22 protein-coding genes are annotated in these 22,863 nt (G+C 74.4%); 9 read left to right on the top strand and 13 right to left on the bottom strand.

What is annotated here, in order from left to right; genetic code table 11:
* Window positions 1–5 precede the first annotated feature (5 nt).
* Together V6U82_RS29110 and V6U82_RS29105 are read right to left on the bottom strand one after the other, a co-directional pair.
* Complete coding sequence (locus V6U82_RS29110; RefSeq protein ID WP_334466921.1) at window positions 6–1,100, bottom strand: serine hydrolase domain-containing protein; 1,095 nt, start codon at window positions 1,098–1,100, stop codon at window positions 6–8.
* A 33-nt stretch (window positions 1,101–1,133) separates the two neighbouring features.
* Window positions 1,134–1,646 carry an ArsR/SmtB family transcription factor gene (locus V6U82_RS29105; protein WP_334466919.1) on the bottom strand — a complete coding sequence of 171 codons (513 nt, stop codon included), beginning with the start codon at window positions 1,644–1,646 and terminating at the stop codon, window positions 1,134–1,136.
* 158 nt (window positions 1,647–1,804) lie between these two features.
* Between V6U82_RS29105 and V6U82_RS29100 the strand changes: the two genes are divergently transcribed.
* The 6 genes from V6U82_RS29100 to V6U82_RS29075 all read left to right on the top strand — a co-directional run bounded on the left by V6U82_RS29100 (window position 1,805) and on the right by V6U82_RS29075 (window position 8,399).
* Window positions 1,805–2,620, top strand: a complete 816-nt coding sequence (locus V6U82_RS29100; protein WP_334466917.1) for a CDP-alcohol phosphatidyltransferase family protein — start codon at window positions 1,805–1,807, stop codon at window positions 2,618–2,620.
* On the top strand, window positions 2,617–4,335 hold the full coding sequence (locus V6U82_RS29095; protein WP_334466915.1) for a sulfatase: 1,719 nt from the start codon (window positions 2,617–2,619) through the stop codon (window positions 4,333–4,335). Before V6U82_RS29100 ends, V6U82_RS29095 begins: the two co-directional genes overlap by 4 nt.
* 13 nt (window positions 4,336–4,348) lie before the next feature.
* The gene (locus V6U82_RS29090; protein WP_334466941.1) at window positions 4,349–5,104 is read left to right on the top strand and encodes an FkbM family methyltransferase; all 756 of its coding nucleotides are present in this window, start codon (window positions 4,349–4,351) and stop codon (window positions 5,102–5,104) included.
* Window positions 5,105–5,161: 57 nt separating this feature from the next.
* Window positions 5,162–6,334, top strand: a complete 1,173-nt coding sequence (locus V6U82_RS29085; protein ID WP_334466912.1) for an endonuclease — start codon at window positions 5,162–5,164, stop codon at window positions 6,332–6,334.
* 116 nt (window positions 6,335–6,450) lie between these two features.
* A complete protein-coding gene (locus V6U82_RS29080; RefSeq protein WP_128137595.1) occupies window positions 6,451–7,305 on the top strand; it encodes an aldo/keto reductase in 855 nt (284 codons plus the stop codon).
* Window positions 7,306–7,415: 110 nt separating this feature from the next.
* On the top strand, window positions 7,416–8,399 hold the full coding sequence (locus V6U82_RS29075; protein WP_128137594.1) for an aldo/keto reductase: 984 nt from the start codon (window positions 7,416–7,418) through the stop codon (window positions 8,397–8,399).
* An 80-nt stretch (window positions 8,400–8,479) separates the two neighbouring features.
* Here V6U82_RS29075 and V6U82_RS29070 read toward each other — a convergent pair whose 3' ends face one another.
* Entirely contained in the window at window positions 8,480–10,021 is a 1,542-nt protein-coding gene (locus V6U82_RS29070; protein WP_334466907.1) for a carboxypeptidase-like regulatory domain-containing protein, read from the bottom strand.
* 345 nt (window positions 10,022–10,366) lie between these two features.
* Here V6U82_RS29070 and V6U82_RS29065 point away from each other — a divergent pair, with 345 nt between their 5' ends.
* Complete coding sequence (locus tag V6U82_RS29065; protein ID WP_128137591.1) at window positions 10,367–11,380, top strand: ATP-binding cassette domain-containing protein; 1,014 nt, start codon at window positions 10,367–10,369, stop codon at window positions 11,378–11,380.
* Window positions 11,377–12,231: an ABC transporter permease gene (locus V6U82_RS29060; RefSeq protein WP_128137590.1), complete on the top strand. Its 855-nt coding sequence runs from the start codon at window positions 11,377–11,379 to the stop codon at window positions 12,229–12,231. The genes V6U82_RS29065 and V6U82_RS29060 overlap by 4 nt, the downstream gene beginning before the upstream one ends.
* A gap of 44 nt (window positions 12,232–12,275) precedes the next feature.
* Here the strand turns inward: V6U82_RS29060 and V6U82_RS29055 are convergent, their stop codons facing one another.
* From V6U82_RS29055 to V6U82_RS29035, 5 genes are all read right to left on the bottom strand, one after another.
* Window positions 12,276–15,581, bottom strand: a complete 3,306-nt coding sequence (locus V6U82_RS29055; protein ID WP_334466902.1) for an ATP-binding protein — start codon at window positions 15,579–15,581, stop codon at window positions 12,276–12,278.
* A gap of 45 nt (window positions 15,582–15,626) precedes the next feature.
* Window positions 15,627–16,034, bottom strand: a complete 408-nt coding sequence (locus tag V6U82_RS29050; RefSeq protein ID WP_091418959.1) for a hypothetical protein — start codon at window positions 16,032–16,034, stop codon at window positions 15,627–15,629.
* Complete coding sequence (locus V6U82_RS29045) at window positions 16,031–16,291, bottom strand: hypothetical protein (RefSeq protein ID WP_013284305.1); 261 nt, start codon at window positions 16,289–16,291, stop codon at window positions 16,031–16,033. Before V6U82_RS29045 ends, V6U82_RS29050 begins: the two co-directional genes overlap by 4 nt.
* Window positions 16,292–16,304: 13 nt before the next feature.
* Window positions 16,305–17,018 (bottom strand): hypothetical protein, encoded by a 714-nt coding sequence (locus tag V6U82_RS29040; RefSeq protein ID WP_334466897.1) that lies wholly within the window; start codon window positions 17,016–17,018, stop codon window positions 16,305–16,307.
* A gap of 158 nt (window positions 17,019–17,176) precedes the next feature.
* On the bottom strand, window positions 17,177–17,566 hold the full coding sequence (locus tag V6U82_RS29035; protein ID WP_334466894.1) for a globin: 390 nt from the start codon (window positions 17,564–17,566) through the stop codon (window positions 17,177–17,179).
* Between the two features lie 116 nt (window positions 17,567–17,682).
* Between V6U82_RS29035 and V6U82_RS29030 the strand changes: the two genes are divergently transcribed.
* Entirely contained in the window at window positions 17,683–18,249 is a 567-nt protein-coding gene (locus V6U82_RS29030; RefSeq protein WP_334466892.1) for a snapalysin family zinc-dependent metalloprotease, read from the top strand.
* Between the two features lie 27 nt (window positions 18,250–18,276).
* Here V6U82_RS29030 and V6U82_RS29025 read toward each other — a convergent pair whose 3' ends face one another.
* From V6U82_RS29025 to V6U82_RS29005, 5 genes are all read right to left on the bottom strand, one after another.
* Entirely contained in the window at window positions 18,277–19,386 is a 1,110-nt protein-coding gene (locus V6U82_RS29025) for a hypothetical protein (protein WP_334466889.1), read from the bottom strand.
* Complete coding sequence (locus V6U82_RS29020; RefSeq protein ID WP_334466886.1) at window positions 19,383–20,732, bottom strand: hypothetical protein; 1,350 nt, start codon at window positions 20,730–20,732, stop codon at window positions 19,383–19,385. The genes V6U82_RS29025 and V6U82_RS29020 overlap by 4 nt, the downstream gene beginning before the upstream one ends.
* On the bottom strand, window positions 20,729–21,034 hold the full coding sequence (locus V6U82_RS29015) for a DUF6403 family protein (RefSeq protein WP_334466883.1): 306 nt from the start codon (window positions 21,032–21,034) through the stop codon (window positions 20,729–20,731). Before V6U82_RS29015 ends, V6U82_RS29020 begins: the two co-directional genes overlap by 4 nt.
* Before the next feature lie 55 nt (window positions 21,035–21,089).
* Complete coding sequence (locus V6U82_RS29010; protein WP_184977262.1) at window positions 21,090–21,341, bottom strand: hypothetical protein; 252 nt, start codon at window positions 21,339–21,341, stop codon at window positions 21,090–21,092.
* A 75-nt stretch (window positions 21,342–21,416) separates the two neighbouring features.
* A complete protein-coding gene (locus V6U82_RS29005) occupies window positions 21,417–22,709 on the bottom strand; it encodes an AAA family ATPase (RefSeq protein ID WP_334466877.1) in 1,293 nt (430 codons plus the stop codon).
* Window positions 22,710–22,863: the final 154 nt, after the last annotated feature.

The following is a 22,863-nucleotide window of genomic DNA, read 5'->3' as shown; positions in this document are numbered from 1 at the left end:
TCGCCTCAGACGTCGAGCAGCCGCAGGCCGATCGGGTCCATGTCACGTGTGGTGTTGCTGAGCACCACCACACCCCGGTCGGCTGCCCGGTCGAAGCCCAGGTACGACCGGAAGCCACCGGTGCCCCCGTTGTGCCAGACGATCTCCCGGTCGCCGTGCCGGCTGGTGAACCAGCCGTACCCGACGCGGCGGTCCTCCCCGGCGTCGAAGCGGGGCGTGGCGGCGTCGGCGCCGGGGGCCGTGCCGGCGAGCATCGCGGCGGTGAGCCGGGCCAGGTCCTCGGCCGTGGACCAGATGCCGACGCCGGCCGGGGCGTAGCCCGCGCCCAGCCACGGGTCGGCGGCCCGCCCGGCGGCGGTGGCGCCCTCGGCCCGCCCGGCCGGCAGGTGCCCGGCCTCGGTGGCGGCCAGCGTGGCGGTCATGCCCAGTGGACGCAGCACGTCCCGGCGCAGCAGTTCCGGATAGCCGACGCCGGCCCGGGCCGCCAGCGCCTGGCCGAGCAGCGCCGCGCCGAAGTTCGAGTAGGAGACGGTGCCGCGGTCTCCGCCCGGCTCGGTGTTCGCGGCGGCGGCGACGATCCGGTCCACGTCGTGACCGGCGTACGCGTTTCCGGCCGTGGACGCCGCCCACCATGTGCGGACCATCGCGCCCGCGGAGCCGAGCGCCAGCCGGGGCAGCCCGGCCCGGTGACTGGCCAGCTCGGCGAGCGTGACCTCGCCGGCCGGACCGGTCACGCCGGGCAGGACGGCGGCCAGCCGGTCGTCGGGACCGACCACCCCGGCCGCCACCTGCCGGGACAGGAGCATGCCGGTGAGCGGCTTGGCTATCGAGCCGATCTCGAACGGCGTGCCCGGTTCGACGGCCGGCCCGCCGCGTGCCCGGTCGCCGAGGCCCGCGACGCGGACCCGGTCGCCCTCGATCACTGCCACCGCGAGGCCGCGCAGTCCCTCGGCGTCGTCGACGGCGGCGCGGAGGGTCGCGGCCAGGTCCGCGTCGCCGGTCCACTGCGGGCCCAGGCGCGGCGGTCGGGGCTTCCGGACCGCCGCCACGGCCGAGGCGGCGAGGCCGGCGGCGACGGCGAGAACGATCGGGGTACGCATGAGGGCAGCCTTCCGTCGAGGTGACCGGCCGGGTCAGCGGCGGGCGGCGGTCAGGACGGCCAGCAGCGGCACCACCCGCTCCGGCGGGATGTCGTAGCGCCCGCGGGCGCCGCTGCGCAGCCAGCCGGCGGCGGCGAGTTGCCGCAGGTGGTGATGGAGCTGACCGGTGGTGCCGATCCCGTCGAGGTCGGCCAGTTCGGCGGTGCCGTGCCGCCCGCCGAGGATCTCGCGCAGCAGCCGTAGTCGCACCGGATGCGCCAGCGCGGTGAGCGTGCCGGCCAGTGCGGGCCAGTCCTCGTCGAGCAGGTCGTCGACCGTGGCGCCGTACTGCCAGTCGTAGTGCCGCTCCCCGGTCCGGACGGTGCCGGTGTAGAGCACCGCGCCGGTGCCGTCGGCGGGAATCCGCTGCTTCAGGCCGCCGAGTGCCCAGAGGGCATCGGCCGGCGCGACCTCGCCGGTCGTCGTGCCGTGTCCCGCGTCCCGCTCGCCGGTGAGCCGGGCCACCTGCGCCTCCAGGGCCGCGAGCCGTTCCTCCACGCTTGCCACGCCGGTGATAGTACGGAAGTACGTACTTACGTGCAAGCGAACAAACGTGCGAAGCTGCCGGTGTCACTACTTCTGCTGGCGCGTTTCCGGCATCAGAACGAACTGTTCGGGCATGTTCTCCGTACACAGGTGTGGTTCGTGACGTCTACCTCGGAGGCATGGTGTCCGCACTTCGAACTGATCCATTCGCGGGGGCGATTCTCCAGGTCGGCGTACTCGCGGCCCTGGCCGGCACGGTCGGCCTGAGCGCGTACGGCTGGCTTGCCGGTCTGCTCTTCGGGGTGGTGACGGTCGCGGCGCTCGGATACGGGCTGCGCCGCTCGGGTGCGGACCGGCTCGGGCCGGCGGACTGGGTGACGCTCACCCGGGCGACGCTCACCGGTGGCGTGGCCGCGTTGACCGTCGACTCGTTCCGCGAGCCGATCGCGGTGCCGGTCCTGGTCGCACTGAGCGCGGTGGCGCTCTCCCTCGACTGGGTCGACGGGCAGGTGGCCCGCCGCACCGGGACGGTGAGCGCGCTGGGCGCCCGGTTCGACATGGAGGTTGACTCCTTCCTCGTCCTGGTCCTCTGCGGGTACGTCGCCGACCAGGTGGGCGCCTGGGTGCTGGTGATCGGCGCGATGCGGTACGTCTTCGTCGCCGCCGGATGGGTGCTGCCGTGGATGCGCGGCTCGCTGCCGCCGCGCTACTGGCGCAAGGTGGTCGCCGCCACGCAGGGCATCGCGCTGGCGGTGGTGGCGGCGGGCGTCCTGCCCCGGCCGCTCGCAGTCGCCGTGCTTCTCGGCGCGCTCGCGTTGCTCGTCGAGTCGTTCGGCCGTGACGTCGGTTGGTTGTGGCGGCACCGCGTACGCCCGGCGCCGCGCGCGCTCCCGGCCGCGCCGGTCTCCCCCGCGCCGGTGGACCACCGGCCCGAGTGGACGCCGGACGTGCGGATCGCGCGCCAGCCCGCCGAGGTCGGCGGGCGGCACCGGTGACCGACCTGTCCCGCCGGACGGACGGCGACGACGACGCCCCGGACGTCACCACGACCGACGACAACGAAACCGGCACCACGACCGACGACGCGCCGGTGCCAGGGCGGCGGCGCCCCCGGCGGGTGCTCACCGCTACGGTCACCGCGCTCGCCGCCGCGCTCGTGCTGGTGGCGCTCGTCGCGCCGAGTGACGTCAACGGGCTCAGCCCCGGCGCGTTCCTACGCATCCCGGTGGAAGGGCTGATCGCCGTCGCCCTGCTGCTGGTGCTGCCGCCACGACGCCGCCGGGCGGTGGCCACGGTTCTCGGAGCGCTGCTCGGCCTGGTCCTCGTCCTCAAGGTCACCGACCTCGGGTTCTCGCTGGTCCTGGACCGCCCCTTCGACCTGATCGCCGACTGGACGTTCCTCGGCGCGGGCGCGGAGTTCCTGTCCGAGTCGTACGGCCGGGCCGCCGAGGTAGGTGCGGTGGCGCTGGCAGTGGTCGCCGTCCTCGCCGTACCGCTGCTGGTGACGCTGTCGGTGCGGCGGCTGACCCGGGTCGTGGCCGGCCACCGGGTGGTGACCGCGCGCGCGACCACCGCGTTCGCCGCCGCCTGGGTGGTCTGCGCCGTACTCGGCGCACAGATCGTGCCGGGCGTCCCGGTCGCCGCCGACACCGTGGCGGCCGGTCTCCACGACCGGGCCCGGCAGGTTCGGGCGGGCCTCAACGACCAGGAGACGCTGAACACGCAGCTCGCCGGCGACCCGTTCCAGAACGTCCCGGGCGAGCGGTTGCTGACCGCGTTGCGCGGCAAGGACGTGCTGTTCACGTTCGTGGAGAGCTACGGCCGGGTCGCGCTGGAGGATCCGGACCTCGCGCCGGAGGTGGACGCCGTCCTGGACGAGGGCACCCGGCAGTTGCGCACGGCCGGATACGGCAGCCGCAGTGCGTTCCTCACCTCGTCCACCACGGGCGGCGGGAGCTGGCTCGCGCACGCCACGCTGATGAGCGGCATCCGGGCGGACAACCAGTTGCGCTACACCAACCTGGTCCGCAGTGACCACCTGACCCTCAACGGCGCGTTCAAGCGCGCCGGCTGGCGCACCACGCTGGTCATGCCGGCGCTCACCCGGGCCTGGCCGGAGGCCGACTTCTTCTCCCCGGACCAGGTGTACGGCATGAAGGAACTCGGCTACCGGGGACCGCTGTTCAGCTTCTCCTCACCGCCGGACCAGTACACGCTGTCGACGTTCCAGCGCCGCGAACGCGGACCCGGCCACCCCCCGGTGATGGCCGAGATCCCGTTGCTGTCCAGCCACATCCCGTGGACACCGGTACCGCCGCTGGTCGACTGGGACGACGTCGGCGACGGCTCGGTGTACAAGGGGACCGCGCGAGCCGACCGCTCCGCGGAGGGAACCCGGGAGGCGTACCGGCAGGCGGTGGTCTACTCGCTGCGCACGCTCATCTCCTACGTGCAACGGTACGGCGACGAGAACCTGGTGCTCGTGTTCCTCGGCGACCACCAGCCGGCCCGGGCGGTCACCGGCGAGGGCGCCGGCAAGGACGTGCCGATCACCGTCGTGGCGAAGGACCCGGCCGTGCTCGACCGGATCGCCGGGTGGGGCTGGCAGGACGGCCTCAACCCCGGCCCGCAGGCCCCGGTCTGGCCGATGGAGTCGTTCCGCGACCGGTTCCTGAACGCGTTCGGACCGCAGTCCACCACTCACAGTTAGGGATGTCGTGACGATGCTCGCTCGGGCCTGGGGGATCACCCGTTCCCTGGCCGTCTACCACGGCCAGCCGGCCAAGCACCGGCGTGCCCGGCAGCTCTACGGGCAGTTCCTCTCCCCCGGAGAGCTCGGCTTCGACATCGGCGCCCACGTGGGCGGCCGGGTGCGTACCTGGCGGCGGCTGGGCGCGCGGGTGGTCGCTGTGGAGCCGCAGCCGGACTGTCTGCGGGTGCTGCGTCTGGGCTTCGGGCGGGACGCCGACGTGATGATCGAGCCGACAGCGGTCGGGGCTCGATCCGGGAGCGCGCGGCTGGAACTGTCGTCGGCGACGCCGACGGTGTCCACCATGTCGTCGTCGTGGATCGAGTCGGTCACCGCCGACCCGAGCTTCGCCGGGGTCCGCTGGGACCGGTCGGTCGAGGTGCCGGTGGTGACGCTGGACGACCTGATCGCGCGGCACGGCGTACCGGCGTTCTGCAAGGTCGACGTCGAGGGCTTCGAGGTCGACGTGCTGGCCGGGCTCAGCCGTCCGGTGCGCGGGCTGTCGTTCGAATACCTGCCGCCCGCGCACGACTCCGCGCTGGCCGCGTTGGAGCTGGTGGAACGGCTGGGCGCGACGGCGGGCGGCTACCGCTACAACTACTCGCCGGTGGAGACCATGCGCTTCGCCAGTGATCGGTGGCTGGACGCGGCCGAGCTGGTACGCCTGCTGGAGACGTACCGCCCGGCCGGTCGCTCCGGCGACGTCTACGCCCGGCTGGCGGCCTCGTGACGTAGCGGGCAGCGCACCCCTCCGCAAACCGGCCGGCGGCGACTAGTATCGCTGATCATGAATATGAAGCGCGTCACCCGCTCGCGACCCGGGCGGTTGATCGCGGCGGTCGTGCTCGCCGTCGCGGTCGGGATCCCGCTCGGCGTGACCGGCGCCGCGTCGGCCGCGACGCCCCTGACCGTGGCGCAGGCGCTCGCCGCCCAGGACGGCCGGACGGCCACCGTCACCGGCTACGTCATCGGCCAGCCCACCGCCGCCACCACGGTGCTCACCGCCGGCTTCACCGCGGACACCGCTGTCGCCCTCGCCGACCAGGCCGGCGAGACCGGCACGAGCCGGATGCTGTACGTACAGGTGACGGCCGCCTGGCGGAGCACCTTCGGGCTGCTCACCAACCCGTCGCTGCGCGGGCGGCAGGTGACCGCGACCGGCACGCTCACCGCGTACTTCAGCCACGGCGGGCTGAAGAACCCGACCGCGATGAGCCTCGGCGGCGGCACGCCGAGCCCCACGCCGACCCCGAGCCCGACCGGCACCGCCGTGCCGGACGCGTACTACGCGGCCGCGGCCGGCCGGACCGGGCCGGCGCTGCGCACCGCGCTGCACGGCATCATCAAGGTGCAGACGAAGCTCAGCTACGACCAGGTGTGGGACGCGCTCAAGGACACCGACCAGGATCCGGCCGACCCGGCCAACGTGATCCTGCTCTACAGCGGACGCTCACAGAGCAAGACCAGCAACGGTGGCGGCGCGAACGACTGGAACCGCGAGCACGTCTGGGCCAAGTCGCACGGCGACTTCGGCACCGCCACCGGCCCCGGCACCGACGTGCACCACCTGCGGCCGGAGGACGTGTCGGTCAACTCGTCGCGCGGCAACAAGGACTTCGACGCGGGCGGCGGCGCGGTGGCCGAGGCGCCCGGCTGCTACACCGACGCCGACTCGTTCGAGCCGCGCGACGCGGTGAAGGGCGACGTGGCCCGCATGATCCTCTACATGGCGATCCGGTACGAGGGCGGCGACGGCTGGCCGGACCTGGAACCGAACGACTCGGTCTCCAACGGCTCCGCGCCCCGGCTCGGGCGACTGTCGAAGCTGCTGGCCTGGAACGACCAGGATCCGCCGGACGCCTTCGAGAAGCGCCGCAACCAGCGCATCTACGAGCGCTGGCAGGGCAACCGGAACCCGTTCGTCGACCACCCCGAGTGGGCACGCTCGATCTGGGGTTGACGCTCGTCCCCGATGTGAGGAAGCGTGGCGAGCGGGTAGAGACATCCGGTTGGCACGGCCGGGGGCAGTCGGCACGGACGCGCCCCGGGCACCGCACGATCGGAGATGAGGCTCTCATGGCCCAGAACGGCATTCCGGACATCGCACTCAACGACGGCAACACCATCCCGCAGCTGGGCTTCGGCGTCTTCCAGATCGAGCCGAAGGACACCGCGCGGGCGGTCGGCACCGCGCTGGAGGTCGGCTACCGGCACATCGACACCGCCCAGATGTACGGCAACGAGGCCGAGGTGGGTCAGGCACTGCGCGCCTCCGGGCTGGACCGCGGCGAGGTCTTCGTCACCAGCAAGCTGAACAACGGCTTCCACCGCCCGGACGACGCCCGCAAGGCGTTCGAGCAGTCGCTGCGGGAGCTGAAGTTCGACTACCTCGATCTGTTCCTGATCCACTGGCCGCTGCCCACCCGCTACGACGGCGACTTCGTCTCCACCTGGAAGGTGCTCGAAGACCTGCGGCGCGAGGGCACGGTGCGGTCGATCGGCGTGTCCAACTTCCAGGTCGCGCACCTGGAGCGGCTGGCCGCCGAGGCGGACGTGGTGCCGGCGGTCAACCAGATCGAGGCGCACCCCTACCTCGGCAACGAGGAGGTGCGGGCGTACGACAAGGCGCACGGCATCGCCACCGAGGCGTGGTCGCCGATCGCGCAGGGCAAGGTGCTCGGCGACCCGACAGTCGTCGACGTCGCCGAGCAGGTCGGCCGGACCCCGGCCCAGGTGGTGCTGCGCTGGCACGTGCAGCGCGGCGACATCGTCTTCCCGAAGTCCACCACCCCGAAGCGGATCGAGGAGAACTTCGCGATCTTCGACTTCACACTCGACGACGCCGCGATGGAGCGGCTCACCTCGCTGGACCGGGGCGAGGCCGGCCGGACGGGCCCGAACCCGGACGAGTTCGACTACATCCCGAGCTGAGCAGCCACACGTCGGAGGGGCCCCGGGGAGACCCGGGGCCCCTCCGTTGTTGACTTCGCGCGTACTCGAAGGGGCAGGGTGACCGGCAAAGCTCCGACGGGGAGGAAGACATGCGCTACCGCACCATCGGCACGGACCCGGCCACCCGCCGCGAGGTCAGCGTGCTCAGTCTCGGCGCGATGCTGTTCGGCACCGCCACCGACGAGGCCACCTCGTTCGCCATCCTCGACCGGTACGTCGAGGCGGGCGGCACCTTCATCGACACCTCGGACAACTACGCCTTCTGGCACAACGGGGGCCAGGGTGGCGAGAGCGAGGAGCTGCTCGGCCGCTGGCGGCGCAGCCGCGGCATCGGCGGCGAGGTGGTCATCGCGACGAAACTGGGCGCCCGCCCGCTCGCCCCCGGCACCAGCTATGTCGACAACCCGGAAGGGCTGTCGGCCAAGGTGATCCGCGAGTCCGCCGAGCGCAGCCGGGAGCGCCTCGGCGTCGAGCGGATCGACCTGCTCTACGCCCACATCGAGGACCGGACGATCCCGATGCGGGAGACGGTGGAGGGCTTCGCCGAACTGGTCGCCGAGGGCACGGTCGGGCTGCTGGGCGCCAGCAACCACCGCGCCTGGCGGGTCGAGCGGGCCCGCGCGCTCGCCGCCGCGGCCGGCCTGCCCGGGTACGAGGTGCTCCAGTACCACCGCAGCTACCTGCCCCGGCGTCTGGACGTGCCGAGCGAGCTGGACCCGGACGGCGACGTCGGCTGGGTCGGCCCCGACCTGCTCAGCTACCTGCGTACGGAGCCGCAGCTCACGCTGGTCGCGTACTCGCCGCTGCTGAAGGGCGCGTACGTCCGGCCGGAGCGGCTCGGCGAGGAGTACGTGCTGCCCGCCACCCCGGCCCGGCTGGCGGCGCTGCGGGCGGTGGCCGCCGAGACCGGCGCCACCGTGAACCAGGTGGTGCTGGCCTGGTTGATGGGCGGGGACCAGCCGTCGATCCCGCTCGTCGGCTTCTCCTCCGTGGCGCAGCTGGAGGAGAGCCTGGCCGCCGTCGACCTGGAGCTGACCGCCGAGCAGCGGACCCGGCTGGACTCGGCACGCTGACCGGCGCCGGGCCGGGTGGCCGACACGCCACCCGGCCCGTACCGATCAACCGCCCGTGCCGCTCAGCCGGCTCGTGCCGCTCAACCGGCCGGGGACCGGTCGACCTCGACGTCCAGCCGCAGGGTTCCGGTGCCCGGCAGGGTCACCTCGGTGGCGTCGGCCGGCCGGGCCGCGCCGTCGTACCAGCCGGCATAGCTGACGTACGGCGGTGTCCACAGCCATGCCACGGTGACCGGCTGGGGGCCGAGCACGCGCAGGTCGTACTCGCCGTCGCGGTCGGACGTACGGCCGATGACCTCGTGGGTACGTGCGTTGCGCACCGTCAGCTCGGCGACCACCGGGCGGCCCTCCGGATCGACGAGCCGACCGGTGACCAGGACGCCTCGCCGTACGGCGAGGTCGTAGACGGTGGTGGTGCCGGCCCGGACCGTGACCGGCACGGCCTTGCCACGCAGGGCGAACCCGCCGGACCACTGGTTGGCGTTGTCGGCGGTGGTGAACAGCAGCGGCCACGCGTACGGGCCGAGCCAGTCGATCCGGTAGCGGCCCTGCGCGTCCAGTTCCACTCCCCAGTCCGGGAAGAGGCCCGACTCGGGCGCGAGCGTCACGGTGCCGGAGGTCGCCGGCGTGCCGGTGGCCGCGCTGGTCACGGTGCCGGTGACGACACCGGCGCGGTCGAGCCGGATCGGGGGCACGGTGACCGTCTGCCCGGCCCGGAGGGCGACCACTCGGGCCTGCTTCGCGTCACCGGTGCCGCCGGTCGCGCCGACCCACTGCGCGCCGTACGCCGATCCGCCGGCGGGGCGGGCGAACAGGTTCCAGGAGCCGGCCGCGACCAGGCCGACGCGGACGTTCCCGGAGGCGTCGGAGCAGTACCGTCCCGGGTTGTCGGGGAGCTCGCCGGTGCCGGCGGGCGCCGGCGTCACACAGGCCCCGGCGACGGGCGCGCCGGTCGCCGCGTCGACCACCCGGGAGGCCACGTTCGCGGCCGGGGTCAGGACGACCACGGCGGTGCCGCTGCCGTCGGCGAGGACGTTCACCGTGGCGTAGCGGGGCAGGTGGGTGTCGTCCCGGGTGTAGACCCACACCTCCTGCGGGCCGGGGATCAGCGGCGGGACGGTCACCCGGGTGTCGCCGCACGGATTGCGCCGGGGGTCGAGGAACACGCACACCCCGTCGATCGCGGCGCCGGTGACCGCGTCGCGCGCCCGCAGGGTCGACCCGCTGGGCGTGCGCAGGCGCTCGGAGACCTCCGTCGTGTCCCCCGCGGACACGCGGACCGTTCCGGCCTGCGCCCAGCTGGTCCGGCCCGGCACCCACTGCCTGAGCACCTCGTCGTCCTGGCCGTCGCCGTACACCGGGGTGACAGCGATCTTGTAGTCGCCGGCCGGCACCTCCACGCTGAGCCGCCCGGACTCGTCGAGCGGCAGGAGGTCCTTGTCGTAGCTGTTGTCGGCGGCCGTCACGGCGACGTTACCGTCGGCCGGGCTGCCGTCGGCCCTGGTGACGGTCAGGTGGAGCACCCCTGCCGGATCCGCCGCCGCACCGGCGGCGGTGGGTGCGGCGGTGACGGCCAGGGCCGCCACGGCGAGTGCGCCGAGCACTCTTCGGACGATGGACACGACGGGCCCCTCTCGGTTTCAATGCGCAGAGAGGCGTCCGCGTAACCACAACCGGGACACGCCCCCGTGCGTCGGATGCCGGCGCAGCATATGGCAGACGATCGATCGCGTACTGTCCGCGACCGGTCATCCGGCGGACCGCTGCGGGAACGGTCATAACCGGTTTTCCTCCCGTACCGGCCACCGTCGGCCGGCAACCACCACCGCCAGATCGGATCTGGCGGGCCGTCTGGCGCCTTCGGGGTGAGGCCGGCACGACTACGGCTTTCCGGCCTCGTTGAAACAGGCGATCGGTCTGGCGGCACGCCGCCTGTCGAGGACACCGACGAGGAGAGGTAGCGATTCATGAGCAACCGGAACACCGGCCTGGCCGTCGAGGCCGAGGGCCTGGTCCGGTCCTTCGGTTCGACCCGGGCACTCGACGGGCTGGACCTGCGGGTTCCCGCCGGCACTGTCTACGGCGTGCTGGGCCCGAACGGCGCCGGGAAGACCACCGCCGTACGGGTGCTGGCGACGCTGTTGCGCCCGGACGGCGGCACGGCCCGGGTCTTCGGGCACGACGTCGTGCGTGACGCCGACGCGGTGCGCGCCCGGGTGAGCCTGACCGGCCAGTACGCCTCGCTGGACGAGGACCTGACCGGGGCGGAGAACCTGGTCCTGCTGGGCCGGCTGCTCGGGCTGAGCCGGGCCGGCGCCCGGGAGCGGGCCGAGCAGTTGCTCGCCGCGTTCGGTCTGACCGAGGCGGCGGGACGGCAGGTGAAGAAGTACTCCGGCGGGATGCGGCGGCGCATCGACATCGCCGCGAGCATCCTCAACACCCCGGATCTGCTGTTCCTCGACGAGCCGACCACCGGGCTGGACCCGCGCAGCCGCAATCAGGTGTGGGCGATCGTGCGGGCGGTGGTGGCGTACGGCACGACTGTGCTGCTGACCACGCAGTATCTGGACGAGGCGGACCAGCTCGCCGGCCGGATCGCTGTGGTCGACCACGGCCGGGTGATCGCGGAGGGCACCCCGGGCGAGTTGAAGGCGTCGATCGGCGCGGGCAGCGTCCACATCCGGCTACGTGATCCGGAGCAGCGGCCGCAGGCCGAGCAGGTGCTGCGGGCGTCGCTGGGCGTACCGGTGCAGCTGGCCGCGGACCCGGCGGCGCTGACCGCCCGCGTCGGCGAGGACGGCACCGACCTGGAGGCCGGTACGCAGGCGGCGCGGGCGCTCGGCGAGCTGGCCGCCGCCGGCATCGTGGTGGACGACTTCTCCCTCGGCCAGCCCAGCCTGGACGAGGTCTTCCTGGCCCTGACCGACCACCCGGCCGTCCCGGCGGACGAGCGGGACGACGAACTGGAGGCGGCGCGATGAGCGACACCGCGATCACCACCGGGCGGGCGCCGTCCGTCTACATGCCGTCCGCGGAGGCGCTGGCCACTGTGCTCGCCCCGGCCGAGCGGCCGGCCCGGCCCGGCGCGCTGTCGGCGTCGCTGACGTTCGGCTGGCGCGCGCTGCTGAAGATCAAGCACGTGCCGGAGCAGCTGTTCGACGTGACCGCCTTCCCGATCATCATGGTGCTGATGTTCACGTACCTGTTCGGTGGCGCGCTCGCCGACAGCCCGCGTGCGTACCTCCAGTTCTTCCTGCCCGGCATCATGGTCACGAGCGTCGTGATGATCACCATGTACACCGGGGTCGGGTTGAACAGCGACATCGAGAAGGGCGTCTTCGACCGGATCCGTACGCTGCCGGTCTGGCGGCCGGCGGCGCTCGTCGGGATGATCTTCGGCGACGTGCTGCGCTACGTCCTGGCCGCCGTGGTCATCCTCACCGTGGGCGTGGTGCTCGGCTTCCGTCCCGACGGCGGGCTGCTCGGGGTGCTGGCCGGGATCGGGCTGCTGGTGGTCTTCTCGTTCGCGTTCTCCTGGGTGTGGACGTTCTTCGGCCTGGTGCTGCGCAGCGAGAAGTCGGTGATGGGGACCAGCATGATGGTGCTGTTCCCGCTGACGTTCCTGAGCAACGTGTTCGTCGACCCGGCCACCATGCCCGGCTGGCTGCAGGCGTTCGTCAAGGTCAACCCGATCACCCAGCTCGTCACTTCGGTCCGCGCCGCGATGGCCGGCTCGATGGACGGCCCGAGCACCATGTGGATGCTGCTCTGGAGCGCCCTCTTCGTGGTCGTGTTCGGCACGCTGACGATGTACCGCTACAACCGCCGCTGACGTGACGACGGTGGCGGGGCCGCCCGGCCCCGCCACCTCGCCGGTCAGAGCCGCCAGGGCACCGGCTCGGCCGGCCGGTACCGGCAGGCGCCGCCGGTGGTGACCGACTCGCGCAGGTGGGCGGCGAGTGCCGGATGCCGCTCGTCGATGCGGCGCAGGGAGTCCCGGATCCGCCCGGTCACCGCCTTGCGTGCCCGTTCCGCCTGGTCGCCGAGACGCCGGCTGCGCCCGGCCAACCCGGCGGCGGCACGCAACTGGTCGAGCAGCGCCGCGCGCTCGGCGTCCAGCTCGGCCAGCCGCCGCCCGTCGTCGCGGGCCGCCGCGCGGTCGATCTCGTCGTCGAGCCGCCGCAGGTGCCGGCGGTAGCGGGCCTTCGCCTCGTCGTCGAGCACCGGATCGGCACCGAGGCGGCGCGCGGCGACGAGTTCCGGACCGGCCGCCGGGTCGAGCAGTTCGACGGCGGGCACGTCCGCGCCGGGCCGGCTCAGCAGCAGCCGCAGGTCGTGCAGCCCTTTGGCGTCGGGCAGGTGCACCACGACGCCGTCGTACGCGAGGCGCCACACCGGCCCGTCCGGCCGGAACTCGGGCCGGATCACGGCCGCACCGCCCGCGCCGGGGTCGGGCGACCGCCCGTGGACCACACCCGCCCGGGACAGACCCGACGCGGCGCGGCGGCCGGCCGGCGACGACGCGGCAGCCAGAGCCGGAGCGCACGCGCCGAGCCGGGCCGCCACCGGCGCGACCACGGCGGACGCCGCCGGGACGGGATCCGCCGCGCCCGTCCGGTCCACCACCTGGACCATGCCCAGCGCCCGCGCCTCGGCCACCGTCCCGGCCCGCAGCCGCCGCGCCTCGGCCGCGTCGCCCGGCCCGTCGCGCCCGGCGAGCGCGCCCACCAGCCCGGCCCGGGCCAGCACCGACCAGGGCCGGGCGCCCAGCCGGTCGGCCGCGTCCCGGGCCGCGTTGTAGCCGTCGATCGCGTCGTCCCACCGGCCCTCGGCCGCGTCCACACCGGCCAGCCACAGGTCGACCGGGCCGCCGATGTCGCACCCGAACAGCGCCGCCGCCCACTGCCCGCGGTGCGGGGCCAGGGCGGCCCGTACCTCCGCGCAGCGGGCCGGGTCGCCGTCCACGGCCGCCGCCTGCGCCCGCAGGCGCAGCCACAGCGGCGACACCGACCGGGGGTACGCGGTGCCCGCGGCCTCGATCGCGGCGGTGAGCCGCAGCACCGTGGCCGCGTCACCGCGCTCGGCGGCGGTGATCGCCCGGAGCAGCTCGGCCTGCGGGTGCCCGGCGCCCACCCGGTCGAGCACCGCCTCCGCCTCGGTGACGCGGCCGTACAGCAGCAGCACCGACCAGCGCATGTGGTGCGTCATGAAGGCGTGGTCGGAGTGCGCCGACTCGCGGTAGCTCTCCGCCTCGGCGAAGCACGCCTCGGCGGTGGCGAGGTCGCCCTGGAAGGCGGCGATGATCCCGGTGTCCGCGAGCGCCGCCACCCGCGGCCGGTCCACGTCGCCGTGTTGCGCGCCGGTCACGAACGCGGTCAGCTCGTGCCGGTAGCCCGGGTCGCCCAGCTCCAGCAACGCGACCCAGCGCAGCGCGGTGGCCCACAGCTCGGTCTCCCGGTCACCGCTGCGACGGGCCACCTCCCGGATCTCGGCGGTGACCACGGCCCGTTCCTGCGCGGTGCCGAGCCCCCAGGTGGTGTCGTGGCGGGCCCACAGGCTGAAGGTGAGCGCCTCGTCGTCGCGGCCGTGCCGGGCGAGCGTCTCGGTGGCGGTGATCAGGTCGGTGACCAGCGCGCGTACCGGGCGCTCCGGCTCCGGTTCCGCGATCAACCGCCGGTACGCCTCGCGGACCAGCTCGGCGGCGTCGAGCCGGCGGCGGGTGGCGGAGTGCTGCCGGTGCGCGATGAGCGCCACCCGGGTCAGCACGCCGGGATCGGGCAGCGCCCGGGCCAGCGCGGCGGCCTCGGCCAGCAGCCGCTCGACCTCGGCCGGCGGGCCGGCGTGGTGCAGCAGCCCGGCCAGTTCCAGCAGCACCCGGACCCGCCGGCCGGGCTCGCCGGTCAGTTCCAGCGCGCGCCGGTAGTGCCGGACCGACTCGTCCACGGCGATCCGGCCCCCGGCGTCCCGGGCGGCGGCCAGCAGCAGGTCACCGGCGCGTTCCGGCTCCAGCTCGGCGCCGGCCAGCCAGGCGTGCCGGGCCAGGTGGGCCGGGCTGAGCGCGCCGACGAGCGCGTCCGACCGGTCGGCGGCCCGGAGCACAGCCGCGTGCCGGGCCCGCCGTTCGTCCTCGGCGAGCCCGTCGTAGAGCGTCTCGCGGACCAGGTCGTGCACGAAGACGAACCGTCCGTCGCTCCGGGGCAGCACCAGCCGGGCCGCGGCGGCGCGGCCGAGCAGCCGGTCGACCTGCGCGACCGGAGCGGGTACGCAGGCGGCGAGCGCGCCCCTGCCGAACTCGCGGCCGAGCACCGCGGCCACCGTGAGCGCCTCGACCACTCCGGCGGGCAGTTGGTCGAGCCGGCGGCGCACCACCTCCCGTACGCCGGGTGCGACGGTGTCGGTGAGGCCGTGGGTGTGCCAGAGCCGGGCGGTCTGCTCCACGAAGAACGGGTTCCCGCCGGTACGCCGGTGCACCTCGTCGACCAGGCTCGCGTCGGGCTCCCGGCCGGCGGTGCGGGCCATCAGCGCGGCCACCTCGGCGCGGCCCAGCCCGGCGAGCGTGACGGTGGTGGCCTTGGCGGTGAGCGGCAGCAGCCACGGCCGCAGCGGGTGGTCGCCGGATTCGACTTCGGCGTCCCGGTAGGTGCCGATCAGCAACAACCGCTCGAACCAGGCGTGCTGGGTGACGAACTGGAGCAGCCGCAGCGACGCCGGGTCGGCCCAGTGCAGGTCGTCGAGGACCACGGCGACCGGCCGGTGCTGTGCGACGGCGACCAGGGCGGCGGTCACCGCGTCGTGCCTGTCGAACTCGGCCCGGTCGGCGTCACCCGCCTCGGTCATGTCGCCCGCCGCGCGCTCGCCGAGCAGTGCCGCCAGGCCCGCGCCGGCCGCCTCCCGCACTCCGCGCGGGTCGTCGGCGGACCGGGCCAGCCGGCGCAGCACCTGCACCCAGGGCCAGTAGTCGGGGGCGGTGTCGGAGTCCCAGCAGGCGGCGCCGAGCACCAGCGCCCCGTTGCGGCGGGCCTCGTCCGCGGCGGCCGAGACCAGTGTGGTCTTGCCGATGCCCGGCTCGCCGGTGACCAGGACGAGACCGCCGTGGCTGTCGACCAGCCGGGCCACCTCGGCGCGCAGCAGCGCAGCGGGATGCTCCCGCCCGATGATGTGTTCGCCGAACCTCGGCTCCATGACCTCACGACGCTAGTCGAAGGGTCCGACAGAACAGGGGCGCGTTCAGAGCCGCGCGTCGGTGACGACGTGCGCGCACGCCGGACAGGCGGCCGGTCCCTGTTCGGCGAACCACCGGCAGGTACGCCGGATCGCGCACTTCGGCAGCGTCTCCTCGGCGGGCGGGGCGGTCTCGGCGTACGAAGCGGCCATCCGGGCGCCCAGCCCGCAGTGCGAGCCGGTCCAGAAGCCACAGGACGAGGTGACGCACGGTCCGGCGAGCCGCGCCCGCGACTCGATCGGCTCGTCGGAGTCACCGAGCCCGGCGAGCGCCACCTCGGCCGGTACGGCCGGAGTCACGTAGGCCACCCGGCCCGCCGGAGTGATCATGCCGAGGAACACGGTGGCGTTGGACGCCGGGGTGCTCGGGCACATCCGCTCCGGCGTGCCGGCCGGCCGGGCGGCGTCGGTCACCGCTGGATCCAGAACCCGATGTCGTTGATCTTCTGGCCGAGGTCCTGGGCGAACGGGCCGTCGATGACCCAGAGCCCGTACCACTCGGGGCGCAGCTTGATGTTGCCGTGGCCGACGGTCAGCGGGTTGGTCAGCTTGGCGTCGGCGGTACGCAGCGCGGCCAGGCCGGCCTTCTGGATCTCCGCGGCGATCAGGGTCTGCTGCTCGGGGCTCAGGTCGACGCCGTCGACCACGAAGCGGAACTCGTTGCGGGCCATGTGCTTCCTCCGGTCACTCGTACGATTCGGTGCCCAGCCCGCGACGCAGGCTGGTGCGGGTGAAGGCCGCCCAGCCGGCGTGCGAGGCGGCGTCGGTGCGGTGCCCGGCGCGGGCGAGCACCCGGGCGGCGTGCTCCGCCCAGCGGTCGGCGGTCGCCGCCGCTTCGCCCCACAGTTCGCGGCAGGCCGCGACCGCGAAGGCGACCTGTTCCGACGCGCCGGTGTACCCGGCGGGTCCGTCGGCGACCCGGATCGTGCCGTCCGGGCGGACCCGCACGCTCGGGAAGTGGTGGTGCAGGCTGGCCAGCGTGGCCAGGTGGGTGGCGTCCCGCCGGCCGGCGGCGAAGCCGGCGCGCAGTTCGTCGTCGCGGCGGTGCCGGATCCCGTGCAGCACCAGCGCGTCACCGGACGCCTCGATCCGGGCGACCACCTGCACCGGCACGCTCCAGGCCGACGGCGAGTTCGCCGACCAGAACGCCAGCCAGGCGGCGAGCCGGGCGTGGAAGTCGGCCTGGACGGCGACCGGGAGCGCGGACCCGTCGGGCGCGCGCAACGCGGCGGTGGCGATGCGGTCCCGGGAGATGAGCGGCGTCGCGGGGCGGCCCGGTGCGGCCGCCGCGGCGCCGGTGGTGGAGGCGACGGCCAGGCCGGTCACTGTGACCGCCGAGGCCGCCGCCGCGCCGGCGAGCAGTCGCCGACGGTCGAGCGGTTGTCCGTTGTCGTTCATCGTCGGCCCTTCGTCGACGGCAGTGGCCCGACGCTATCGACCGGAAGCGATCAGAAAAACACCCTGCGTGACGGGAGGCCGACAGGAAAGCCGGGGATACCCGGCGGCGTGAACGCCGGTTCCTGTGCCGGGTTCACGCCACCCGGCCGGGCGGCCGATCAGGCCCGGAGCAGCCCGGCCACGGCCCGCTGCGCGTCGACGACGGTCGCCGCCGGCAGGTCAAGTGTCCAGAGCGCGGCGGCCAGGTAGTCCAGGACGCGCCAGCGCTGCTCCCCGGTCAGCGGCGGTCGGCGCGGTCCACCGAGGATCGGGCCGGCGGCGTCCGTGGGCACGCCGTCCGGGCTCCGCCGCACGCCGCGCAGCGCCGCGTCCAGCCGGGCGGTGAGCAGTGCGGCGAGCCGGCGGCGGTCCACCCCGATCAGGTACGGCGCCAGCTCCGCGTCGGCCGCGATCAGCCGCAGCCAGCGGTGCACCGCGGCGCGCACGGCGACCGGGCCGAGCCGGTCGAAGGGCTCGCGGGAACAGGTCACCAGCTCCGTGGTCCGCACGACCAGGGGTACGGATGATCGATCCTGGTCAGTTCACCGCAACCCTTGATATCGATGAATGCCTATATATAGGCTGGCGGCGTTCCGCTCACCCCCCATCCCAAGGAGTGTGAACCATGCGTACGCCCAAGCTGTCCCGGATCCTCGCCACCCTCGCGGCCGCGACGCTGGCAGCGCTCGGTGCGGTAGCCGTCAACCCGGCTCCGGCCTCCGCCGCCGTCCGCAACGTCTGCTACAACATCAGCCAGGCCGGCCCGTTCGCCAACACGGCGGTGCAGGCGGCGGCGATCTGGAACAACTACACGAACAACATCAACATGGCCCAGTGCGGGTCCAACCTGCGGATCACCTACACCTACGGCGGCGGCTCGTACGCCCAGCGCACCAGCCTCGGCAACGGCCGCGTGGTGATCGACTACTACCAGGCCCAGCAGTACTCGCCGCTGCGCATCATGACGCACGAGATCGGCCACATCCTCGGCCTGCCGGACAACTACAACGGCAACTGCGCCATCCTGATGTCCGGTGGCAGCGCCGGCACGAGCTGCACCAACCCGTACCCCAGCTCCACCGAGGCCGCCCGGGTCGACTCGCTGTTCGGCTTCGCCGCCCGCAGCGCGACGCCCGCCCAGGTCTTCACCGGCAGCTGGCCGGCCGCCTCGACGGTGGGCGCCCAGCGCTGACGACGCACGCACGACGGGGTCGGCGGCTCACCGCCGGCCCCGTCCGCGCGTCCGGCCCTTCCCCGCCGTCGCACCGGCCCGGCCGGACCGCCCGGTCGCGACCTTGTCCGGCCGCCCGGCCGCCCGCCTGCCGGAACTCCCGGCCCCCGTCCGGTCCGGCTTCCGGCCGCCCGCGCGGTCCGCGCGCCGGCCGGACGCGGCGTCGTCGGCGAGATCCACCGCGCGGCGGCTCAGCTCCTCGACCCGCTCCCGGAGCCGGCGCAGCGCCTCGGCGTCACCGTCGAGGTCGGACACCTCGTCGAGCAGGCCGACGTAGTCGGCGGCCAGCCGCCGGTACGCCGGGGCGACCGGCCCGACGTACCCGTCCAGGTCGATGATCTGCTGGGCGAGAACAGCGGTGGCGGCGCCCAGCGCGGCCCGCTCGTCGGCGCGCGCGTCCCGCCCGGCCCGCCGGGCGTCGGCCAGCCGACCGGCCCGCCGCCCACCGAACCAGAGCACCGCCGCACCGGCGACGACCCCGGCCACCGCGCCGCCGGCCAGCAGATACCGGGGCAACGACGGGCTGATGGTACGAGCGCCGTCCGGCACCAGACCGGCCCGGACCAGCCGGTCGTAGTTGAGCACGATCACCTTGAGCGCCTCGACCGGCCGGTCCACGAACGCGTCGGCGCCCCGGCTGATCGTGGTCTCGGCGACCATGGCCCGCCCGAGGTCACGCGGGCCGTCGCCGCCGAGGCGGGAGCAGCCGTACGTGTCCCAGTCCTCGCCGTCACGGCTCATCGCCAGCACCAGCGTGCCCTGCGTGGCGCGCTCGGTGTCGTCGCACGCCTCCCGCAGGTCGGCGCCCGGCTCCATGATCAGCACCACCAGCCGCCGGTTGCCGATGACCCGCTCGGCGGCGGCCCGGTCCAGGTCCACCCCGGGCGCCGCGTACACCGAGGAGCCACGTACCTGCCGGGCGGCCGGACCGTCCAGGACGCCTCCGGTCCACAGTGCCCAACCGGCCAGCGCGAGGCAGACGAGCACCGCCCGGCCGAACGCGGTACCGACCAGGCGGCCGAACAGCCGGCGCGGGACGGTCACCGCCGCGCCACGGCGGGCCGCCGGCCGATCGGGACGGGTCGCGACGCGGCTCACGACAGCCTCGCCCGCAGGTAGACGTCCGGCCGGTAGCCGGGCATCCGCACGTCCCGGGCCACGTCGTCCAGCTCGGCCGCCGCGTCGGCGAGCAGTTCGCGTACGTGCCGGTCGGGCAACCCCTCGTCGAAGGCGTCCCGGGCCGCCCGCAACCGGCCCACGCCCCGGACCAGCGCGGGGTCGCTGCGCGCGTCGGTGAGCAGCGACAACTCCACCGCCAGCGCGGAGAGCCCGGCCAGCCGGGCCGGCGTGCCACCGGGACCGACGTCGGCGGGACGGCGGCCCGACCCCCGCACGGTACGGATGGACAGCACCACGAAACCCGCAACGCACCCGGCGAAGATCCAGGGCAGCGCCGGCAGCGCCACCCGCAGCGGGTCGAACGGCCGGTACGGCAGCGGGCGGTCGAACAGCCCCGCGTACCGCACGTCGGTGACCTGGGCCAGGTACGCACCGAGCACGTTCTGCTGGGGATAGGTGTAGCGGCCGAGCCGGCTGCCGAACTGGGCGTAGAAGCTCGCGCCGGCCACCTCGGCGAACGACGCCGCGCCCGGACCGTGGTACTCGATCCAGTCGCCGTACATCACCACGAGCGGCTGGTCCGGGGCGAGCCGGTGCAGCGCCGGCCCGTACGCGGGCAGCGGTTCCCCGTACGGCTGGGCGGGCAGCACCACGAACCAGGCGCCGTCCGGGAACGCGGCGCTCGCCGCCTTCTCCGGCAGTCGGGGCAGCGTGGCGCCGGTGCCCACGTATCGGCCGGTCGCGCGCAGCGCGGCGACCACCGGGGCCAGTTCCGGGCCGGTCGGTTCCCGCCAGCGCAGGTCGTCGCCGTCCGGCGGGGTCGGCTGGTCGTGCAGTCTGGCCAGCAGCGTGAGCAGCGGGCCGGTCACGTCGCGGGTGGCGAACCGGGCCCGCCAGCCCGGCAGGTCGTCCGGTGAGGCCACGTAGATGCCCCCGCTGACCTCGGTGCCGACGATCCGGATCTCGGCGTTCTCCACGTCCTTCACCCGCCGGCGTTCGGCCTCGTCCAGACCGGGCGGGGCGACCAGGACGCGCGTGCCCCGGTCACCGATGGCGGCCCGGACCCGCTGCTCGTCCCAGCGCGCGACAGCACCCGGCAGCCGGACCACCGGATCGGCGGCGACCAGCGCGGTCATCTCCTCGACCGAGGGCACGCTCGCGTCGCTCAGTTCCCCGGCCGAGCCCTCGGGCAGCGCGGCGTTCGACGGGGAACGCCCGTAGCTGACCTCCACGCTCTGCCGCTGCGCCACCAGGAACACGACGAGCACGGCCGCCGCGGCGGCCAGCAGCGACCAGCGCAGCAGCTCCCGGCGTACCCTCGTCATCGCCCGGCCCGCCACAGCTCGTCGGCGCGGCGGGCGTGCTCGGCCGCCGCGCGGGCCGCGTCGGCGCCGCCGCGTCCGGCGGCGAGCAGCTCGGCGCGGGCCAGCAGACGATCGGCCTCCGGCACCGTCGCCGGGGACGCGTCCCGGCTGACTGTGGCGTCGTGGATCGCCGCCCGCGCCGACGACCAGGCGATCCGCCGGCCCTCGGCCCGGGCGCGGCGCCGGGGCAGCAACGCGGCGAGGAAACCGGCGGCCACCGCCACCACACCCCCGCCCAGCCAGGGCAGCACGCTCGCGGTCATGATCCCTGTCTAACGCACCGCCGCCAGCGCCGCGCGCCGAGGGCGGCGGTGCGGCCTACGACTCGTAGCCCTCGTTGAAGCCCTCCATGAACCCGCCCGCGAACCCGGAGACGACACATCCGGCGCAGCACAGGATCACCAGCAGCGCCGGCACCGTGACCCACAGGACGATCGCCCACCGGCCCATCCCCTCGCTCGGCTGCTCCACGTACGCCGGCGGCGGATAGTACGGCTGTTGCGGGTACGCCTGCTGGTGGTACGCCTGGTGCTGGTACGGATCCTGCTGGTAGGGATCGTGAGGATGCATCCGGCCATCGTGCCCACCGGCCGCGAACGCCGGAAGATCCGAACGGTCCGCCGATCCTGCCACGACGGCCCCTCGTCACGCCCGGTGGGCATCGAGGTGGGTCAGCACCGTCTGGTTGGCCTCCCACCCGTCGGGGAACTTCACCGGCACGTCCAGGTGCACCCGCTCGGTCGACGGATACGCGTCGAGCAGCTCACCGATCCCGGCCCGCGCCACCACCACGCAGGCGTGCCGGTGCCGTGACGCCAGCACGCACAGCCGCCCCGACTCCAGGTGGAACGCGGTGGCGTCGCGCCGGCCGGAGAGCGGGTGCAGCACGATCGTCACGTCGTACTCCCGGCCCTGGAGCCGGTTTGCGGTGTCCACGGTGATGCCCGCCCCGGCCGCGCCCAGCCGGGACCGGATGGCCGCGACCTGGTCGCGGTGCGCGGCCCCGACGGCGATCCGGTCCGCGGTGACCGGCGCGCCGCCGGGCGCGGCCTCGCTGACCGCGACCGCGCCGCGCCGCAGCACCCGCAGCGCCAGCTCCGCGCAGGCCGCGGCGGCTTCTCCATCGGTACGCACGGTGTGCCGGGCCGGCAGCTCGTGCAACGCCCAGCCGGTGGCGGCGGCCACCTCCACCGCGGCGTCGTAGGCGTCACCCGCACCCGGTTCGGTGAACGTCAGCGCCCGGTCGGCCGGGCCGGTCCCGGCGCGGAACCCGGTGAACGGGTAGAACGCGGCGGACACCACAGGCGCGGCCGAGTCGGGCAGCCGCCACGACACCGGCAGCCGGTGCACCGGCAGCTCCGGGTTGTGCCGCAGCAGCGTGGCCACCGCCGACTGCATCGGATCCCAGGTCAGGCCGGTCCAGCGGAACGTCTCGACGGTGCTGAACGGGTCGAGCTGACCGGGGTCGCCGACGAACAGCGCCCGCTCGAACCGCCCCGCCACGCGCAGCAGCGCGTCGGCGCGCATCTGGTACGCCTCGTCGACGATCGCCCACGGCCAGCTTCCCTCGGTGACAGTGGCCCACTTGGCCGCCGTACCGATGGTGACCGCCGGGCCGCCGAGGTCGGCGACCTTCGCCGCGACCCGGACCGCCGGGTGGGCGGTGACCCGCTCGGTGGGCCGGTAGTCGGTCGCGGAGAGCCGCCCGACGCGCAGCTCCGGTGCCCTGCGGCCGAGCCGGTCGATGAGGTCGTCCACCTGCTCGTTGGTCTGCGCCACGATCATCAGCGGATCGCCGGTGGCGGCGGTCTCGATCGCGGCGCGGACGACGAGGGTCGACTTGCCGGCACCGGGAGGCGAGTCCACGACGACGCCGCGATGCGTGCCGTCGCGCAGATCCCGCAGCACACGCTGGATCACCTGCTCGGCCTCGTGCAAGGAAGGGCCCCCTTTCAACGTCTGCGGTAGAGGCGGGGCCCCTTCCTAACACGTCCCGGCCGGGACCGCGCCGCCGCCAGGGAGATCGCCGCCTGCCTCATCGATCAACTTGCGCCCGGCTGTCACGCTCTGAGTCAGGAAAGACGGGGAAGCG

It is taken from the genome of Micromonospora sp. CPCC 205554 (assembly GCF_036902745.1).
Taxonomy (GTDB): domain Bacteria; phylum Actinomycetota; class Actinomycetes; order Mycobacteriales; family Micromonosporaceae; genus Micromonospora; species Micromonospora tulbaghiae.
The sequence above is the reverse complement of the archived record's forward strand: the minus strand, read 5'-3'. Positions and strand labels throughout refer to the sequence as shown.

Excerpts from the sequence above, each read along its gene's own strand:
- V6U82_RS29110 (WP_334466921.1), bottom strand. The coding sequence starts at position 1,100 with ATGCGTACCCCGATCGTTCTCGCCGTCGCCGCCGGCCTCGCCGCCTCG.
- V6U82_RS29100 (WP_334466917.1), top strand. The coding sequence starts at position 1,805 with ATGGTGTCCGCACTTCGAACTGATCCATTCGCGGGGGCGATTCTCCAG.
- V6U82_RS29090 (WP_334466941.1), top strand. The coding sequence starts at position 4,349 with ATGCTCGCTCGGGCCTGGGGGATCACCCGTTCCCTGGCCGTCTACCAC.
- V6U82_RS29085 (WP_334466912.1), top strand. The coding sequence starts at position 5,162 with ATGAATATGAAGCGCGTCACCCGCTCGCGACCCGGGCGGTTGATCGCG.
- V6U82_RS29080 (WP_128137595.1), top strand. The coding sequence starts at position 6,451 with ATGGCCCAGAACGGCATTCCGGACATCGCACTCAACGACGGCAACACC.
- V6U82_RS29075 (WP_128137594.1), top strand. The coding sequence starts at position 7,416 with ATGCGCTACCGCACCATCGGCACGGACCCGGCCACCCGCCGCGAGGTC.
- V6U82_RS29065 (WP_128137591.1), top strand. The coding sequence starts at position 10,367 with ATGAGCAACCGGAACACCGGCCTGGCCGTCGAGGCCGAGGGCCTGGTC.
- V6U82_RS29060 (WP_128137590.1), top strand. The coding sequence starts at position 11,377 with ATGAGCGACACCGCGATCACCACCGGGCGGGCGCCGTCCGTCTACATG.
- V6U82_RS29055 (WP_334466902.1), bottom strand. The coding sequence starts at position 15,581 with ATGGAGCCGAGGTTCGGCGAACACATCATCGGGCGGGAGCATCCCGCT.
- V6U82_RS29045 (WP_013284305.1), bottom strand. The coding sequence starts at position 16,291 with ATGGCCCGCAACGAGTTCCGCTTCGTGGTCGACGGCGTCGACCTGAGC.
- V6U82_RS29040 (WP_334466897.1), bottom strand. The coding sequence starts at position 17,018 with ATGAACGACAACGGACAACCGCTCGACCGTCGGCGACTGCTCGCCGGC.
- V6U82_RS29030 (WP_334466892.1), top strand. The coding sequence starts at position 17,683 with ATGCGTACGCCCAAGCTGTCCCGGATCCTCGCCACCCTCGCGGCCGCG.
- V6U82_RS29020 (WP_334466886.1), bottom strand. The coding sequence starts at position 20,732 with ATGACGAGGGTACGCCGGGAGCTGCTGCGCTGGTCGCTGCTGGCCGCC.
- V6U82_RS29015 (WP_334466883.1), bottom strand. The coding sequence starts at position 21,034 with ATGACCGCGAGCGTGCTGCCCTGGCTGGGCGGGGGTGTGGTGGCGGTG.
- V6U82_RS29010 (WP_184977262.1), bottom strand. The coding sequence starts at position 21,341 with ATGCATCCTCACGATCCCTACCAGCAGGATCCGTACCAGCACCAGGCG.